Here is a 15,187-nt window from a genome sequence, read left to right as displayed (position 1 = left end):
ATGAAAAGAAAATAATTCAAGCATTAAATTATAAAATTGATAAAGTTGTAGGATGTTTGATAACTCACTCACATAAGGACCATTGTAAATCAATTATGCCTATGAGGGGAAAAGGAATAGATATTTATTTATCTCAAGGCACAAAGGAAGAAATAGGGATAGATGATTACAGAGTTAATATTTTAAGACATGGAGAGTCTAAGAATATAGGAGAATTTACAATAGTTCCTTTTAACACCCAACACGATACCTCGGAGCCTTTAGGTTTCCTAATATATCACAAGGAGTTAGGAAAGATAATATTTGCAACAGATACTTACTATTTAAAATCTAAATTCAAAAATGTAGACCATATCCTAGTAGAATGCAACTATTCAGAAGATGTTCTACCACAATTACCACCATGGAGAGCTAGGACAATTAAAAGTCATATGTCATTGGAAAATTTGAAAGAAACTCTTCAAACTTGGGATTTAGAAGGGACTAAAGATATAACACTTATTCATATATCTCATGATAATGGTAATCCTGATAGATTCCAAAAAGAGATTGAAGAGTTAACTGGTATCACAACTTATGCAGCAGTACCAGGATTAGAAATAAAATAAGCCCCTTTTACAGGGGCTGGCAATGAAAAAGTAAATGGATTTAGTTATGAACCTATTTTATTATATGCAAAATTTTAAGAAATTATTCAACAAAGGAAGTGATTACGTGACAGAAAAGAAATATTATTGGTTAAAACTACAAAATAACTTCTTTGAAAAAGATGAAATAAAAGTAATTGAATCTAGACCTAATGGAGAAAAACATATTAATTTTTATCTAAAATTACTTCTTAAAAGCATTTCTACAGAAGGTAAATTATTATTTAGAGATGTTATCCCATACACACCAGAAATGTTAGCATCTATAACTAATACTGACGTAGATACAGTTAAAGTTGCAATAGATTTATTTTTAAATTTGGGTTTGATGGAACGATTAGATGATGGGGCTTTATTCATGATTGAAACTCAAAATATGATTGGTTCAGAAACTCAATGGGCAGTAAAAAAAAGAGAGTATAGAAAGAACTTGGACAATAAATCTAAGGACAATGTCCTCGAAGTGTCCGAGACAAAAAATACATTATCCGATAAGAGTAAGAGTATAGAGAAAGAGATAGATAAAGATAAAGAGATAGATAAAGAACTAAAACAAGAAGAATGCTTGTCAGTAGTTGTCCATAGTAATGTAGAAGTTTTTAAACATTTTGAGAAGTGTGGTTTTATAGTTTCTTCAAAGCTTATGGAGTTTATAGCAGCAGATATCGAAATATATTCAGCACAATGGTTAGTAGATGCAGCAGATGAATGTGTTAAAAGAGGGAAATTAAATAATTATGGATATCTAACAGGGATACTTCAAAATTGGAAAACAAAAGGTAGAGATAAAAAAGAAACTAATAATAAAAATTCAAATAATAAACCAAAGTCACTTAGATTTAATAATTTTGAAGCTAGAGAGTACGACTATGATGATCTAGAGAAAAAGCTATTAGGTTGGGATAACTAATTGATTCTAAAGGGGGATTTAGAGGATGGATAATAATCCAAGAATAAAAGAATTAGTTGAGATGGCTGTAAATTATTATAAATCTGGATTAAGTCTTAAGGAAGCAATAAATAAGATTTTAATTATAGCTCTGGAAGAAGGCTTGTTAGATGAATAATAAACAAAATGTAAATTATAGAAAACCTTGGAAGAACTCCAAAAGCTATAGAAACTAAAAAGAACAGGCTTGGATTAGGTGGAACAAAAACTGCAACTCAATATATTACTGCAACAGAATTAGCTATTGCTTTAGGCAGAAGTAAAAGTGTAGTTAGAACATGGATTTTAAATAAAGGATTACCAGCAACTCGAAGAGTTATAAATTTCAAGCAAAAGTATTACAGAATAGATATCAAAAAGTTCTGGAAGTGGGCATATGAACATCATGACCTTATGAAATGGGAACTGTATGAAAGAAATTCTTTAGGTGATGAACCAAAATGGCTTGAAAAACGGAAAAAGAGATATATGAAAGACCGAATAGAGAATAAAGGCAAAGAGTGGAGTAAAACAGAGGATTGTTATTTAGCTAATTATTATAAGCAAGGTAAAAAGCTAAAGGAGATAGCAGAATTACTAAGTAGAACAATTAGTGCAGTAGATGCAAGACTAACGTTTCTAGGAGTCAAAAGAACTAGAATAACCATAAATTGGAAGCCTATAGAAGTTGAAATGTTAATGCAAATGAGGAAAGAAGATAAGACATATGGAGAAATTGCAGAAGAACTTGGGAGAACAGAAAAAAGCGTTAAAAGAAAGATGGATAATTTATTAATATCTGAAAAGAAGAAGGTGGCAATGTGAATTTAAAGTTTATGCAGTTAGGTAAGAATCTTGTAACTGGTGAAAACAATGAAAAAGATACCTGGGAAAAGATTAAAGCTAAGTTAGAAGAAGAATATAAGGAGCTTATTGAAGCTATAGAAGAAAAGGATGTTATTCATATAGTAGAAGAAGTTCAAGATTTAGTCCAAGTCTGCATCAGGGTATTTGCCCTATTAAGAAAGGAAAATACAGACTTAGTACAAGTTAATAGGCAACATAACAGAAAATTGGTCAAGCGCGGTTGGACACATGTAAATATAATAAGAGTATTTTGGGATAAGTAGGTGGTTGTGTGGCAGAATTTAGTATGTGTGTATGTGGAAGAGCAGCAACAGAATCACATCACATAATGTTTAAAAGTCATATGAAATCTTTAGAACACTGTAAATTAAACCAAATCTCTTTGTGCCAAGAATGTCATAGAGGAACCAAAGGTGTTCATGGGAGATTAGGACAAGCTTTAAATAAGCAATTGAAATTAAAGTTTCAAAGTGAATTGCAGAAATTATTTAAAAATGATTATTATACATTCAATGAGATTAAAGTGTGTTTAGAAATAAGCGAGAAAGCAACAGATAGGCTCTGTAAGACGATAAAACAGAAAAAAGGTATATTTAGTCGTGAGGATATAATAAGAGCAACTATGGGCGGAAAATTAATAGAAAGTGAGGAATTCAGTAAATGAATATTAAAATAGGTGAATATCAAATAACAAGTGATTCCATGCAATTTATAGTAAATAAAATAGGAATAGTTCAAGAAAGTAGACTTACAAAAGCTGAAAATGTGGGAAAAGAAACTTCAAGGGTAATTGCTTATTGCGGTAAGTTTGATGAAGCTTTGAGATTTATCCCTAATGACGTTTTAAAGTCTAATGACGATATAAATATCATTATTGATAAACTAAGCGAAATTAAGGCGGATATAAAGCAAATAAAAGAATATCCGGTAATAGAAAGTAAAGATGGCGTAAATATATCAAAAGAAGAATATGAAAGTTTGTTGGAATCGGATAGAAAATTAGATGCTTTAGAATGTGCTGGAGTAGATAATTGGGGTGGCTATGGTGATGCTATGGATATTTTAAGAAGAGAAAGCGAGGAAGAATAAATAATGAATAAGGTAGTTTTAATCGGAAGAATGACAAAAGATCCAGAACTAAAGTTCTTGCCAGGTAATGGAACTGCAAATTGTACTTTAACATTAGCAGTTGATAAATATAACACAAAAACTGGTCAAAAAGAAGCAGATTTTATTCCCGTAGTAATATGGGGAAAACAAGCTGAAAGCACTGCAAATTATCTAAGCAAGGGTAGTCAAGTGGCTATTAGTGGAAGGATACAAACTAGAAGTTATGATGCCAAAGATGGCACTAAAAGATATGTTACTGAAGTTGTATCAGATCAATTTGGTGGAGTTGAATTCTTAGGGACTAAGGGAAATAATAATTCATCAGGAAATAGTTTTAGTAATAGCAATGAATATTCAGTACCAGCAAATGATGTATTTGGTGGTGGAAACTTTGAAGAAGATATAACACCAGTGGATGATGGGGATATGCCATTTTGACGAATAATATGTAGAGTGGAGGGAGAGTATGGAAAAGCCAATTTTATTTAATACAGAAATGGTTAAGGCTATTTGGGAAGGTAGAAAAACAACTACTAGAAGATTAGTTAAAGGTAATGTACAAAAATTAAATATTATAGGGAGTTCTTCAAGTGATGGAGTTAATTTTAATTATGTTTCATTTGGATATGGGAATATAAATGACATAAATAGTGTGAACATAAAAGAAAGAGTAAAAGCTCCATATCTACCAGGAGATATTCTTTATGTAAGAGAAACTTGGATGATTAGTAATCCTTTTGGTGATTTTGCAAAAGATAATAGGACAGCAGAATATATGTATAAAGCAGGATATGCAAAAGGTAAGCGAATAGCAATTACAAGAGAAATGGAAAAAAAATTAGGGGCATGGAAACCAAGCATTCATATGCCAAAGGTAGCAGCTAGGATATTTTTAAAAGTTACAGGTATAAGAGCCGAAAAACTTCAAGATATAACAGAAAATCAAATAAGGCAAGAAGGAATAAAAGAAGAATTTCCACCACTTGCACAAGATGAATTTAGAGACTTATGGAATAGCACCTTAAAGAAAGAGCAATTAAAAATCTACGGATGGAATGCTAATCCGTATGTATGGGTAATTGAATTTGAAGTAATAAAAAAGTAATTCGTAAAGTGCAGAGATGACGAAGAAAGAGGGTAAATAAAATCATGAAAGTGCATTTAGTAAAAAGAGGTAAGATTGTACATGTAGGTTTTAAAGCAAGAGTTATGGGTGATATAGATGTATATAGTGCATGTAACCAAAGAATGGATGTTAGTGACACAGTATCCATAGGTGAAGATAGTGAGGTTACTTGCAAAAGATGTTTAAAAAAAATAAGTAAGGCTGATGAACATGGAAGGATAGTTTTATAAATTACTACACAATTCTACTAGAGTTGGAGGTGAGAACAATAGATAAATTTTATTTATTAGCAAAAATACAACTTACACCAAATAAAACTAAAATAGTGCAAAAAGGTAATTCTATTAGTATTAAACATGTAAACAAGAAAGGCACTGTTAAACATAGATTTCAATGTAGTAGTTGCTTGCATCTAGATAATTATCAAGCAGGATTAGGATTTGTAATTATGCCATGTTGTTCAAGGGATGATGGTTGGAGAGAAATGTGGGGAGAAACTGCAAGTAGATGTAAATTTTATAAGGAAAAGTAATGCATAATACTAATATGGAGGGAAAGAGATATGAAAGCATATAAAGTTTATGAGCTTTGTCAATATGGCTTTGACAATGATACAGAATATGCATTGAAATATGATAAAGCTATTAGATTATTCAATGATAAAGTGAGAAAACTAGTTAAGGAAGTCAAGGGAGATTTAGTTGAGCAAGAAGATTTTTCAGAACAAGTTCACTATTTAAGAGCAGATCATCCTGGAGGTAATGAGGTTGAAATAATATCAAGAAAAATGCCTTATATATTATACAAAAAAGATAACAAGTTATATGCAGTAATACCATTTTGGGAAAAGACAAGCTATGAATATAATGAATGGGATATAACTCATATGACAGTTGTTCTTGAAGAAATAGAAATATTAGAGTAATACGCAATACTAAAATCGGATGAAATAATCGAAAAAACTACAGAAAGGAATGATATAAATGAGCAACCTAAACGAAGAAGCCAGTATAAGATTAGTAGGAAAATTAACATTACTTTTACCAATATTAGAACAAAACTTAAGTTTGCAACTAGATGTTAAAAGAGCAATTGATGAAACTTTGTATGATTACGAGGTACAAAGTAAATGTACAGATCTAGTTGCAAGTGATATAGAGGAAAAAGCAGCTATATACTTGGCATGTAAGAAACTAGAAGGCTTAAGTCAAAAGACGCTAGAAAATTATAGATTATTCTTGATAAAACTAGATCAATTTTTTACAAAACCATGCAGTACTATTCAAATTATGGACTTGAGAATGTTTTTGGCTGTATTAGGAGACGGAAAGCAAGCAACAACAATAAATGGATATATTACAATGCTTAAGGGCTTCTTTGGGTGGTTGCAAGCAGAAGAATATATTTTGAAAAATCCGGCATTTCTCTTGAAGCAAACCAAAGTCCCAAGAGTTATTCAACAGCCTTATAAAGCAGAAAACGTAGAAAAATTAAGAGAAGCATGTGAAACTGAAAGAGAAAAGGCATTGTTTGAACTATTGGATAGTACAGCATGCAGAGTATCAGAACTAGATAATATCAAAATTGGAGATATTAACTGGTATGAAAGAAGTATCAAGGTACTTGGAAAAGGCAATAAAGAAAGAATTGTATATTTTTCAACTAAAGCAAAACTTCATATGCAAAAGTATATAAAAACAAGAGAAGGTGAATCAGAATATCTATTTATAGCAACAAAAGGAACACATAGCCACATATCTGTTAGATCATTACAAGCAATACTAGCAAAAATTAAGAAAAGAACAGAAGTTGATGAAAGAGTACATTGTCATAAGTTCAGAAGAAGTCAAGCAACAAGGTTATTAAATAGCGGGATGAGGATTGAAGCAGTTCAAGGAATTCTAGGACATACTACTCCAACCACAACTCAAATTTATGCACAATTAAGTCAAGAAAATCTTAAAAATGAATATAGGAAATTGGTTGTTTAATTAAAAATAAATTAATATAGGAGGAATGAATGGTGATGTGCAGCGGTCAGTTTTTAGAAGAAAAAGTAAAAGAGTTTTGTAAAACCAATAATAAAGATGAAGGTTATATATGGAAAGTAATTAACAATATTCACATGAAACAGTTTGGACGTAACATAATGTGGGAGAAAGAACAGTTTCAAAAGCAAAAGAATACTGGAGACATACCTATGTCAGAATGGTTTGCTAAAAATGAAATTGTCCATAGAGCAATAGAAATATTAAAAGGCATGCAGAATTGCATAAATAATAATTGGAAATTGGAATAACAATTTAATAGAGAATAAAGACTAAAAGCGTTATTGTTATAAAGTTCTGTTCTCAAATAACTATCAATTTCAGAGAGGGGAAGATAATTTATATGAAAAATACATTAGGAGATTTAAATAATCATTTATTTGCTCAATTAGAAAGACTTAATGATGAAGAAATAAAGGGAGAAGCTTTGCAAGAAGAGATTATAAGAGCAAAGGCAGTGACAGGAATAGCATCACAAATTATTTCAAATGCAAATGTAGTATTGCAAGCTAAAAAGTTACAAGCAGAGACATTAGGCAGAGATAAAACAGATATGCCTAAAATGTTAGAGGGCTAAAAATATGGATGGTAGACCAAAAGGAAGTAAAAATAAAGTTCTTCATATATGGAATGAAGAAGAAAAAAAATATCTAAAAGAAATAACACCAGGACATCATTATAAAGAAATTCAAGAACTAATGAATAAAAAATTTAATTTAGAATTTAATTTAAATCAAATTAAAGGAGCAATAGCTAGATACAAGCTTAACACAGGTCTTACAGGTCACTTTCCTAAAGGTCATAAACCTTTCAACAAGGGAATAAAAGGTTTATGTTTTAATGGATGTGAAAAAACTCAATTCAAAAAGGGGAATATACCTCAGAATTATAGGCCAATTGGTAGCGAACGAATAAATGTAGATGGATACTTAGAGATTAAAGTTGCAGATCCTAATAAATGGAGATTGAAACAACAAGTAGTATGGGAAGAAGTAAATGGAGAAATTCCAAAAGGAAAAGTTGTAATATTTGGAGATGGAAATAAAAACAACTTCAATATTGATAATCTAATATTAGTATCTAGGAAACAACTGTTAACTTTAAATAGATATAAGTTAATACAATCAGATGCAGATACAACAAGAACCGGAGTAATTATAGCAGATGTTTATTTGAAAATAGGTGAGCTAAAAAAGAATAATGTGTAGATAGGGAAGGTGGTATAAGTGGAAGAAATAAAAAGAATACCAACTACACTAGAGATAAAAGAGTTTCTTATAACTTTTGAGTATGAGACTTGGAAAGGTAAGCATAGGAAAATAAATAAGCGAAGTATTAAACATTTTGATCAGCAAGAAGCTAAAAGAGCTTTTAAGGACTGGTCAAAATTAGTAAGAACTATGTCTAATGTTCAAATCCTAGATATAGCAGAGATAGAAGAAAATAAACAAGAGATTGTTTTATAAAAATAAGTTAACAATTCAATTGATCCTGGTATACCAGGTTGCTTAGTAATTATTAGGTTAGCCACTTTGTAATTATCGAAAAATACAAGAGTAAAAGCGTAAAATGCACTCACTGGGGAGTAAGCTCCGAAAGTTATAAATTAAGCCAGTAAGGTCACTCAGAGAAACCTAAAACCATTTCCTTATAAGTCAAGGCAATTTGATTTATAAGGTGATTAGGATTGTTAACACGAAAAAGAAAGGATTATCAAACTATTGTAGATACATCAAAACCACTAGAAAGAGGAATTGAAAGATGTATTGAATTTCAAAATAGAGATGAAAACAGAATAACAATATTAGCATTTAGTGGTGGGAAAGATAGTTTAGCAGCTTATTTAGTAGCTGCTAAAAGTGGAATTAAGTTTATACCAATTTATTCTCCAACAAGCGCAGATCCACCAGAGTTAATTTACTTTATAAGAAAATTTAATGAATGGGCAAAATCAAAAGGTTATCCACTAGTTATTATTCAAAAATATAATGAGTTCAGTTCAAGAAGATGCAAAGGGAAAATGACAGGTAAAGAAGTAACTATGTGGTCATTAATAGCTACTAGAAAAATGCCACCAACTCGTATGGTTAGATATTGTTGTGATGAACTCAAAGAAAGAACAGGCAAAGCAGGAGATACAGTAATAACAGGAGTAAGATGGGAAGAAAGCAAAGACAGACGAGAGCAGCAAATGGTTAATTTCTATAAAGGCAAAATAATGGTACGAATAATTGTAGATTGGACAGAGATTGAAGTTTGGAGTTTTTTACTTCAAGAAAATGTGCCTTATTGTATTTTATATGACCAGGGATTTAATCGATTAGGATGTATTGGATGTCCTAAGAGCAGCAATCAAAGAAGAGAATTAAATTTATATCCTAGGTATAGAGCTAATTATATTAGAGCATTTGAAAAGATGCTTAAAAATGGTCGAGAAGATGGAAAAGTTTATGAATGGAAAACTGGCGAAGATGTTATGAAATGGTGGCTAGGAGATTGCGAAAAGAAAAGGCAAGAAATAGATGGACAATGTTCAATGTTTTAAAAATAAAGGAGTGGAACTTATGGAATATATAAATGACATTAACATTAATGAGGCAGTTATACATGTGTTAGACAGTAATGGAGAAGAACCAGTATTAAATGAATATAGCTTAGAATTAGACGAAGATACGTATAGATTTATATACAAGCACATAGAGAAATGTTTAAAAGATGATGAACTTAAGTATGCAAAGTTTAATCCTGAAAGAAATATTGTAAAAGAGGTTGTACAAGATTACTTAAATGGTCTTGATAGTAACTTGATTGAATTATCTAAGGAGCTAGCGAGACAATTATTTATCATCATGAAAGGTAATTGCAACATACCTTCAGGAGATTTAATCATAAGTTCAATAACTACAGACCAAGGGCCAATGATTGCAATTCTAAAAATGGATTATGTTAAGAACTTTACTCATGAGATTCAATTCATAGAACAAAAGATAGGTGTTGGAATAATACCACAAGTTGCAGGACTTCCAGGTAGTGGACAAAAGATACAAAAGGCTGCATTTATTAAACCTATTAGAGATAATGAAACTTTTAACTTAATGATATTAGATAAGCAAAAATCTAGCAAAGAGGACGAATATGGAGCTAACTACTTTGTAAATACATTCTTAGGTGCAACATATATCACTAATGAAAGAGATATGACTAAAACTTTTGTAAAGGCAGCTGAGAACTGGACTAGAAAAAATGTTACAGATGATGCAAGAAAAGCAGAAGAGATTAGAACTACCATAAAAACTAAATTAAAAGAAGAAGATACCATAAACATAGATGATTTTTCAGAAGAGTTATTTAAAGATCAACCTCACGCAAAAGAAGATTTCTCTAATTATATAAAACAACAAGGATTGAATGAAGAAATAGCAGTTGATAAAACTTGGGTAGAAAAGAAACTTAAAAGGACAAGACTTAATATAGACAAGCAAATAGATTTATATATAAATGAAGATGTTTATCATGATGCAAGTAAATTTGAAATAATCCCTAATAGTGACGGATCAATAAACATGGTAATAAAGAATGTCATGAATTATATAGAAAAGTAATTTGGTGTTTAAAGAAGGTAATAAACATGAGATTTCTGAAAACAAACAATAAAAACTGGACAAGGTTATGCAAGGGAGAAATACAAGCTAAACAATTAGAAATTAATTTCAATGAAACAGGTGGTGAAATTATGAAATTTGGAGTAGGACAAAAGATTAGAATTAGCAGACATGAGGGGAATAGAAATACAGAAGAAAACTTTAAAACAAGAATTGGAGATATAGTGGCAGTAAGCAACCATAATATTGTATTGCAATTTGAAAATTTTAGAGAAAGCTTTAATGTTGCAGATTTTGGGCAATACAAAATTGAAGTCAGAGTGGATAAGAAATGGATTCAATTGAAGATTAAATAAAACTAAATATGAGGATGTAATTACGTTACAGTATTAAGATTACATTCTCATATAATAATCAATTTCATAATGTAAGAAGGAAAACAAATGGATAAATTAATAGTAAAAGGATTAATAACAGTTGAAGGAATGAAATTTCATGATATTGAGGGTGGTTTTGGAGAAGGCAAAAAAGCTATATTAGCTAAAGATATAGCTGTGATTCATAGTAAAGAATCAAGGGAAATAAATGAAAGAATTACTCTCAATAGAAAAAGATTTAAAGATGGTATAGATATAATTGATTTGTTAGGTATCGGCTTAACAGATACCCAAATAAAAGAGTTCGGATTTACTCAGCAATCAATAAATTCATCAAGAGGATTAAAAGCTAAAGGATATTCAAGTGGAATTTACATTCTTTCGGAAAGAGGATATGCAAAACTTTTAAAAATACTAGAAGATGATATTGCTTGGGAACAATATGAGAAATTAGTTGATGGATATTTTAACATGAGGGCAGGGATCCCGAAAATGTCGAAAGAACTTCAGGCAATATTTGTACTTGATGAAAGAACTGAAAAAATAGATGAAAGACTTACAGGATTAGAAAACAACATGACAATAGATCATGGCCAAGCTTGCAATATTAAATTAGCAGTAGATTTAGAAGTTAGAAAGCTATGTTGTGGAAATGAAAGTGCTGCGTACCAAAATAAAAAGCTCAGAAGTAAAGTTTATAGATATATTTGGAGAAGCATAAAAGATTATTTTAATGTTACAGCTTATCACAACCTTTTAAGAAAAGATATTGATAAAGTAACTAACTATATAAATAATTTAAGTTTACAAGGTGGATTATTAAGAGAAGTACAAGAAACTAATAATCAAATGTGTTTTAAACAGGAGGCGTAGTAATGATATTAGCAATAGATCCAGGTAATGTTGAAAGTGGATATATAATAACTAGTGATAAGTTAGAGGTTTGGGATAAAGGAAAGGTTACAAATGAAAATCTAATTTTTATCATAGATGATTGTATAAAAGCAAGTCAAGAATATGATGGCGAAAATATAAATGTGGCGATTGAAATGGTAGCAAGCTATGGAATGGCAGTTGGTAAAGAAGTTTTTGAAACGTGCGTATGGATAGGTAGGTTTTATCAAGAAATTTATAAGTTGGGATATGAACCGAGATTTGTATATAGGCAAGAAGAAAAACTTAATTTATGTAAGAGCATGAAGGCAAAGGACAGTAACATAGTACAAGCTTTAATTGATAGATTTGCACCTAATACAAGCAATAAGGGCAAAGGTACAAAGAAAGAACCTGGATGGTTTTATGGCTTCAAAAAAGATATATGGCAAGCTTATGCAGTAGCGGTTACTTATTATGACAGATATATAGCACCAAACTTGTAAAATAAAACAGAGTTACAAAGCATTGGATAAACTTAATTGCAAGTGTCCAAGCTTTGTAAATTCAGAATAGGAGGACAAACATGAATCCACAGAAACTAATGAACGAACTTGATACATGTATTATTGCATTAAGTCAAGGAAATATAGAGCAAAAGAAATTAGGGTTAGAAAAAGCTAAAACAGAAAGAGATTACAGGATTAAATATAATCAAAAGATGCTTCAATTAAAAATGGACAAGTGTCAGGCAACATTAATTTCATCATTAGCAAAGAGTGATCCAGAAGTCGCAGAGTTGGCAATGAAAAAAGACATAGCAGAAAGTGCTTATTACACATGTATAAGTGCCACAGAAAATTTAAGGCTTGAAATAGAGATTATAAGAACAAAGTTAGCATGGATGAGAGTTGAATTAAAAAATAGTTAGGAGAATGTGTATGAGTAGAGAAATTAAGTTTAGAGCATATGATAAAGTCACTAAAGAAATATATCCAGTTGAAAGATTGTATTTCAAAAATGGAGAAGTTACTCATGTTGGAATTGATTGTGAAAATATAAAAGATGAATTTCAAATTATAGATATTAAATTTATTGAATTATTACAATATACATTTTTGAAAGATGTGAACGGAAAAGATATTTATGTAGGTGATATTGTTAAATGTACTGAGTTAAGAAATGAAAATATAAATGAGTGGATATCTCCAGTAGAATATGATGATTGTGATTATATAGTTCACGAAAGTAAAACTTGTGATTGTTCATTAAATTTATTTTTTGGAGGAACAAATAAATTCCCATTAACAGAGATTAAAGTTATAGGTAATATCTATGAGAAACCAGAACTATTAAAGGAGTGATATTTATGGATTGCAAAGGTGAAGAATGTGAGAAATATTGGAGTTGCAACTATTTACAACATAGATTTAATGTACTGGAATGTAATGAAAAATATAAGAAAGCAATAATCAATAAAGCACATGATAAAGAGCTTAAGAAAAGAGAAGAAATATTAAGGGGGAATAGGCATGGACAAAGAGCTATTTGATAAAACAGAAAGTCAATTAACTAAATATTTCAGCAAAGAAAAAATAGTAAAAGCACTTAAAGATAAAATATTTCTTTTGGACAAGCAAATAAAATCAATAGATCAAGATTTGAGGACAAGTAATATATCAATAGAACCCGAAAGTAAATCTCCAAGTTTTGAGGAAAGAGTACAGACATCTAGTGATGGAATGGGTTATGCTGAAAGAGAAGTTATGAGAGTAACAGAACTTAAAATAAGGAGAAAAACAGAAAAGCAATTAGAAAGAGAAAAGGTATTAGAGCAATTAGATAATATAGAAATAGAGTACAATGAGATAGAGTGGAAAATAAAAGATTTTACTGGAGAATTAAGAATATTATTAGAATTAAAATATAAAAATGGTCTAGGAGAAAATGCAATAGCAGAAAGAATACATTTAAGTCAATCACAGGTAAATAGGATAAAACAACAAATAATAAGAAAAATTTCAATGTGGGATGGGTGGGGTAAAAGATGCATAAAAGTAGAATAATTTTTTTAAATAGATGTAGTAAAATAGTAAGTGGGAACAAAAGATAATTCCCTCTCATAAATTCTCAATTACCCCTTTTATACCAAAGATACCTATGAGTTTATTCTCCATAGGTATCTTTTTATTATGTTTATAAGCTAGTAGAAACATAAAATATATATGAAGGTGAGGTGGTTCCCTCCGCGGCACGAGTATATAGTATCTACTGGCTTATTTTATAAGATACTTACAGTTATAGCACTTAATAAAGCAATAACTTACCAAGAGTAGACAGGTTATATAGGACAAGTTACCGTATAACTGACAATCTGCTCTTTTATTATTTAATAGAGGAGTGGATGAAATGGAAAATAAATTATTAACTTTAACTAATGATAAGGAATTAAGAATTACAAGTGTAGAGCTTGTTAGTATTATAAATGATTTTAGAAAACTTGAAAGCGGGAAAACAGAAAAGGATTATATTGAGTTGCAACATAAATCATTTATTACAAAAATTGAAAAAGAATTAGAAATATTGAAATCACTAGGTTTAGAAGATGAGCAAAATATTTTGCCAATGTGGTATGAAGATTCTTATGGAAGACAACAACCATGTTATCAATTAAATCGTGATGGAATGTTGCAAATGTTAAATTCAGAATCTGTATTAGTAAGATACAAAACTATTGAATATATAAATAAACTTGAATATGAAAACGAAAAATTGAAAGAAGCGCAACAATTAACTTTAGCGAATGAGAAAATAGAAAAATTAGAAGCTACAGTAAATAAATTTGAAAGACTTACCGAAGAAGCTAAATTGCAATATAAACCAAGCCATAAAAGAAAATTAGACTATAGTAATATGATCAAATCATTAACTAATACTAGAGAAGAATATGAAATAGTTAAAGACTGGCTATTTGCAACTCTTAATATTGATAAGTGGGAAGATACTTGCATAGATGATGCAAGCAGGATAATAGATATTATAACTACAGTATCTAGGTTACTAACAATTAAGAGATTTGAACAACTAAAATTGTTTTAAATTCATAGAAAGGAGATTTATCACATGAAAAGAAAGAAATTAAAACTAAATATCAAATTTAACAAAGGAATAGTTGAGTGTGCTAAGTCTCCAGATGTATGTAAGGATTGCAAAGAAGAATGTGAAAGGATGGATTTATTTTATTATCCATTTAATGATAAGGATTTGAAGGAATGTTTTAAGAATAGTGAAAGGAGTAGATAGCATGATTAATTTATCAATAATGGTATTAGAGACAATAGTATGTTATCTACTCTATTCAAGGTTAATGAAAGTAAAATTAAATAATCATAAAAGAATAATGAGAAATCCAAACAAAAGGAAAAGGTAGGTGGTGAACATGAGATATGGCTAAAGAAAAATATGAGCTTGCAGAAGAAGACTATATAAAAGGTATGAAGTATAAAGAGATAGCAGATAAGTATGAAGTATCTCTTAATACAGTTAAGTCGTGGAAGACTAGATATAAATGGTCAAAAGAGGATGCACCCAAAAACAAAAAAAGTGTGC

Annotated in this window: 29 protein-coding genes; all 29 read left to right on the top strand. The window is 30.1% G+C overall.

Annotated elements, in window-relative coordinates; all coding sequences use genetic code 11:
* Positions 1–608 (top strand): MBL fold metallo-hydrolase (locus tag LLF98_RS11695; RefSeq protein ID WP_291703770.1); only part of this gene is annotated, 608 nt, incomplete at its 5' end.
* A gap of 106 nt (positions 609–714) precedes the next feature.
* Complete coding sequence (locus tag LLF98_RS11690; RefSeq protein WP_291703768.1) at positions 715–1,557, top strand: phage replisome organizer N-terminal domain-containing protein; 843 nt, start codon at positions 715–717, stop codon at positions 1,555–1,557.
* Between the two features lie 25 nt (positions 1,558–1,582).
* The gene (locus tag LLF98_RS11685) at positions 1,583–1,714 is read left to right on the top strand and encodes a hypothetical protein (RefSeq protein ID WP_291703766.1); all 132 of its coding nucleotides are present in this window, start codon (positions 1,583–1,585) and stop codon (positions 1,712–1,714) included.
* Positions 1,715–1,989: 275 nt separating this feature from the next.
* A complete protein-coding gene (locus tag LLF98_RS11680; protein WP_291703764.1) occupies positions 1,990–2,400 on the top strand; it encodes a hypothetical protein in 411 nt (136 codons plus the stop codon).
* Positions 2,397–2,705, top strand: coding sequence for a MazG nucleotide pyrophosphohydrolase domain-containing protein (locus LLF98_RS11675; protein WP_291703762.1), 309 nt, complete (start codon positions 2,397–2,399; stop codon positions 2,703–2,705). The genes LLF98_RS11680 and LLF98_RS11675 overlap by 4 nt, the downstream gene beginning before the upstream one ends.
* Before the next feature lie 8 nt (positions 2,706–2,713).
* Entirely contained in the window at positions 2,714–3,106 is a 393-nt protein-coding gene (locus tag LLF98_RS11670) for a hypothetical protein (RefSeq protein ID WP_291703760.1), read from the top strand.
* A complete protein-coding gene (locus tag LLF98_RS11665; protein WP_291703757.1) occupies positions 3,103–3,531 on the top strand; it encodes a hypothetical protein in 429 nt (142 codons plus the stop codon). The genes LLF98_RS11670 and LLF98_RS11665 overlap by 4 nt, the downstream gene beginning before the upstream one ends.
* A 3-nt stretch (positions 3,532–3,534) precedes the next feature.
* Positions 3,535–3,990 (top strand): single-stranded DNA-binding protein, encoded by a 456-nt coding sequence (locus tag LLF98_RS11660; RefSeq protein WP_291703755.1) that lies wholly within the window; start codon positions 3,535–3,537, stop codon positions 3,988–3,990.
* 28 nt (positions 3,991–4,018) lie between these two features.
* Positions 4,019–4,657: a hypothetical protein gene (locus LLF98_RS11655; RefSeq protein ID WP_291703754.1), complete on the top strand. Its 639-nt coding sequence runs from the start codon at positions 4,019–4,021 to the stop codon at positions 4,655–4,657.
* A 44-nt stretch (positions 4,658–4,701) separates the two neighbouring features.
* Positions 4,702–4,908 carry a hypothetical protein gene (locus tag LLF98_RS11650; protein WP_291703753.1) on the top strand — a complete coding sequence of 69 codons (207 nt, stop codon included), beginning with the start codon at positions 4,702–4,704 and terminating at the stop codon, positions 4,906–4,908.
* 29 nt (positions 4,909–4,937) lie between these two features.
* A complete protein-coding gene (locus LLF98_RS11645; protein WP_291703751.1) occupies positions 4,938–5,210 on the top strand; it encodes a hypothetical protein in 273 nt (90 codons plus the stop codon).
* 30 nt (positions 5,211–5,240) lie between these two features.
* Entirely contained in the window at positions 5,241–5,603 is a 363-nt protein-coding gene (locus LLF98_RS11640) for a hypothetical protein (RefSeq protein ID WP_291703749.1), read from the top strand.
* A 58-nt stretch (positions 5,604–5,661) separates the two neighbouring features.
* On the top strand, positions 5,662–6,669 hold the full coding sequence (locus LLF98_RS11635) for a tyrosine-type recombinase/integrase (protein ID WP_291703747.1): 1,008 nt from the start codon (positions 5,662–5,664) through the stop codon (positions 6,667–6,669).
* Between the two features lie 29 nt (positions 6,670–6,698).
* Positions 6,699–6,977, top strand: a complete 279-nt coding sequence (locus tag LLF98_RS11630) for a hypothetical protein (RefSeq protein WP_291703745.1) — start codon at positions 6,699–6,701, stop codon at positions 6,975–6,977.
* Between the two features lie 92 nt (positions 6,978–7,069).
* Complete coding sequence (locus LLF98_RS11625) at positions 7,070–7,303, top strand: hypothetical protein (protein WP_291703743.1); 234 nt, start codon at positions 7,070–7,072, stop codon at positions 7,301–7,303.
* 4 nt (positions 7,304–7,307) lie between these two features.
* Positions 7,308–7,934, top strand: coding sequence for an HNH endonuclease signature motif containing protein (locus tag LLF98_RS11620; protein WP_291703741.1), 627 nt, complete (start codon positions 7,308–7,310; stop codon positions 7,932–7,934).
* Positions 7,935–7,952: 18 nt separating this feature from the next.
* Positions 7,953–8,192, top strand: coding sequence for a hypothetical protein (locus LLF98_RS11615; RefSeq protein ID WP_291703739.1), 240 nt, complete (start codon positions 7,953–7,955; stop codon positions 8,190–8,192).
* 221 nt (positions 8,193–8,413) lie between these two features.
* On the top strand, positions 8,414–9,271 hold the full coding sequence (locus LLF98_RS11610) for a phosphoadenosine phosphosulfate reductase family protein (RefSeq protein WP_291703737.1): 858 nt from the start codon (positions 8,414–8,416) through the stop codon (positions 9,269–9,271).
* Positions 9,272–9,290: 19 nt separating this feature from the next.
* Positions 9,291–10,328 carry a nucleoid-associated protein gene (locus LLF98_RS11605; RefSeq protein WP_291703736.1) on the top strand — a complete coding sequence of 346 codons (1,038 nt, stop codon included), beginning with the start codon at positions 9,291–9,293 and terminating at the stop codon, positions 10,326–10,328.
* 26 nt (positions 10,329–10,354) lie between these two features.
* On the top strand, positions 10,355–10,684 hold the full coding sequence (locus LLF98_RS11600) for a hypothetical protein (protein WP_291703735.1): 330 nt from the start codon (positions 10,355–10,357) through the stop codon (positions 10,682–10,684).
* An 87-nt stretch (positions 10,685–10,771) separates the two neighbouring features.
* Entirely contained in the window at positions 10,772–11,578 is an 807-nt protein-coding gene (locus tag LLF98_RS11595; protein ID WP_291703734.1) for an ORF6C domain-containing protein, read from the top strand.
* 2 nt (positions 11,579–11,580) lie between these two features.
* Entirely contained in the window at positions 11,581–12,084 is a 504-nt protein-coding gene (locus LLF98_RS11590) for a hypothetical protein (protein ID WP_291703733.1), read from the top strand.
* Between the two features lie 80 nt (positions 12,085–12,164).
* A complete protein-coding gene (locus LLF98_RS11585) occupies positions 12,165–12,509 on the top strand; it encodes a hypothetical protein (RefSeq protein WP_291703731.1) in 345 nt (114 codons plus the stop codon).
* Positions 12,510–12,519: 10 nt separating this feature from the next.
* On the top strand, positions 12,520–12,942 hold the full coding sequence (locus tag LLF98_RS11580) for a YopX family protein (protein ID WP_291703729.1): 423 nt from the start codon (positions 12,520–12,522) through the stop codon (positions 12,940–12,942).
* A 5-nt stretch (positions 12,943–12,947) separates the two neighbouring features.
* Positions 12,948–13,130, top strand: coding sequence for a hypothetical protein (locus tag LLF98_RS11575; protein ID WP_291703727.1), 183 nt, complete (start codon positions 12,948–12,950; stop codon positions 13,128–13,130).
* Positions 13,111–13,644, top strand: coding sequence for a hypothetical protein (locus LLF98_RS11570; protein WP_291703726.1), 534 nt, complete (start codon positions 13,111–13,113; stop codon positions 13,642–13,644). Before LLF98_RS11575 ends, LLF98_RS11570 begins: the two co-directional genes overlap by 20 nt.
* A gap of 343 nt (positions 13,645–13,987) precedes the next feature.
* Positions 13,988–14,677, top strand: a complete 690-nt coding sequence (locus LLF98_RS11565) for a hypothetical protein (RefSeq protein ID WP_291703724.1) — start codon at positions 13,988–13,990, stop codon at positions 14,675–14,677.
* A gap of 24 nt (positions 14,678–14,701) precedes the next feature.
* The gene (locus tag LLF98_RS11560; RefSeq protein ID WP_291703722.1) at positions 14,702–14,881 is read left to right on the top strand and encodes a hypothetical protein; all 180 of its coding nucleotides are present in this window, start codon (positions 14,702–14,704) and stop codon (positions 14,879–14,881) included.
* 143 nt (positions 14,882–15,024) lie between these two features.
* On the top strand, positions 15,025–15,187 hold a 163-nt coding region (locus tag LLF98_RS11555; RefSeq protein ID WP_366512105.1), incomplete at its 3' end, for a sigma factor-like helix-turn-helix DNA-binding protein.

Source organism: Clostridium sp., assembly GCF_021372645.1.
Lineage (GTDB): Bacteria > Bacillota > Clostridia > Clostridiales > Clostridiaceae > Clostridium.
This window is presented reverse-complemented; position numbering and strand designations above follow the sequence as displayed.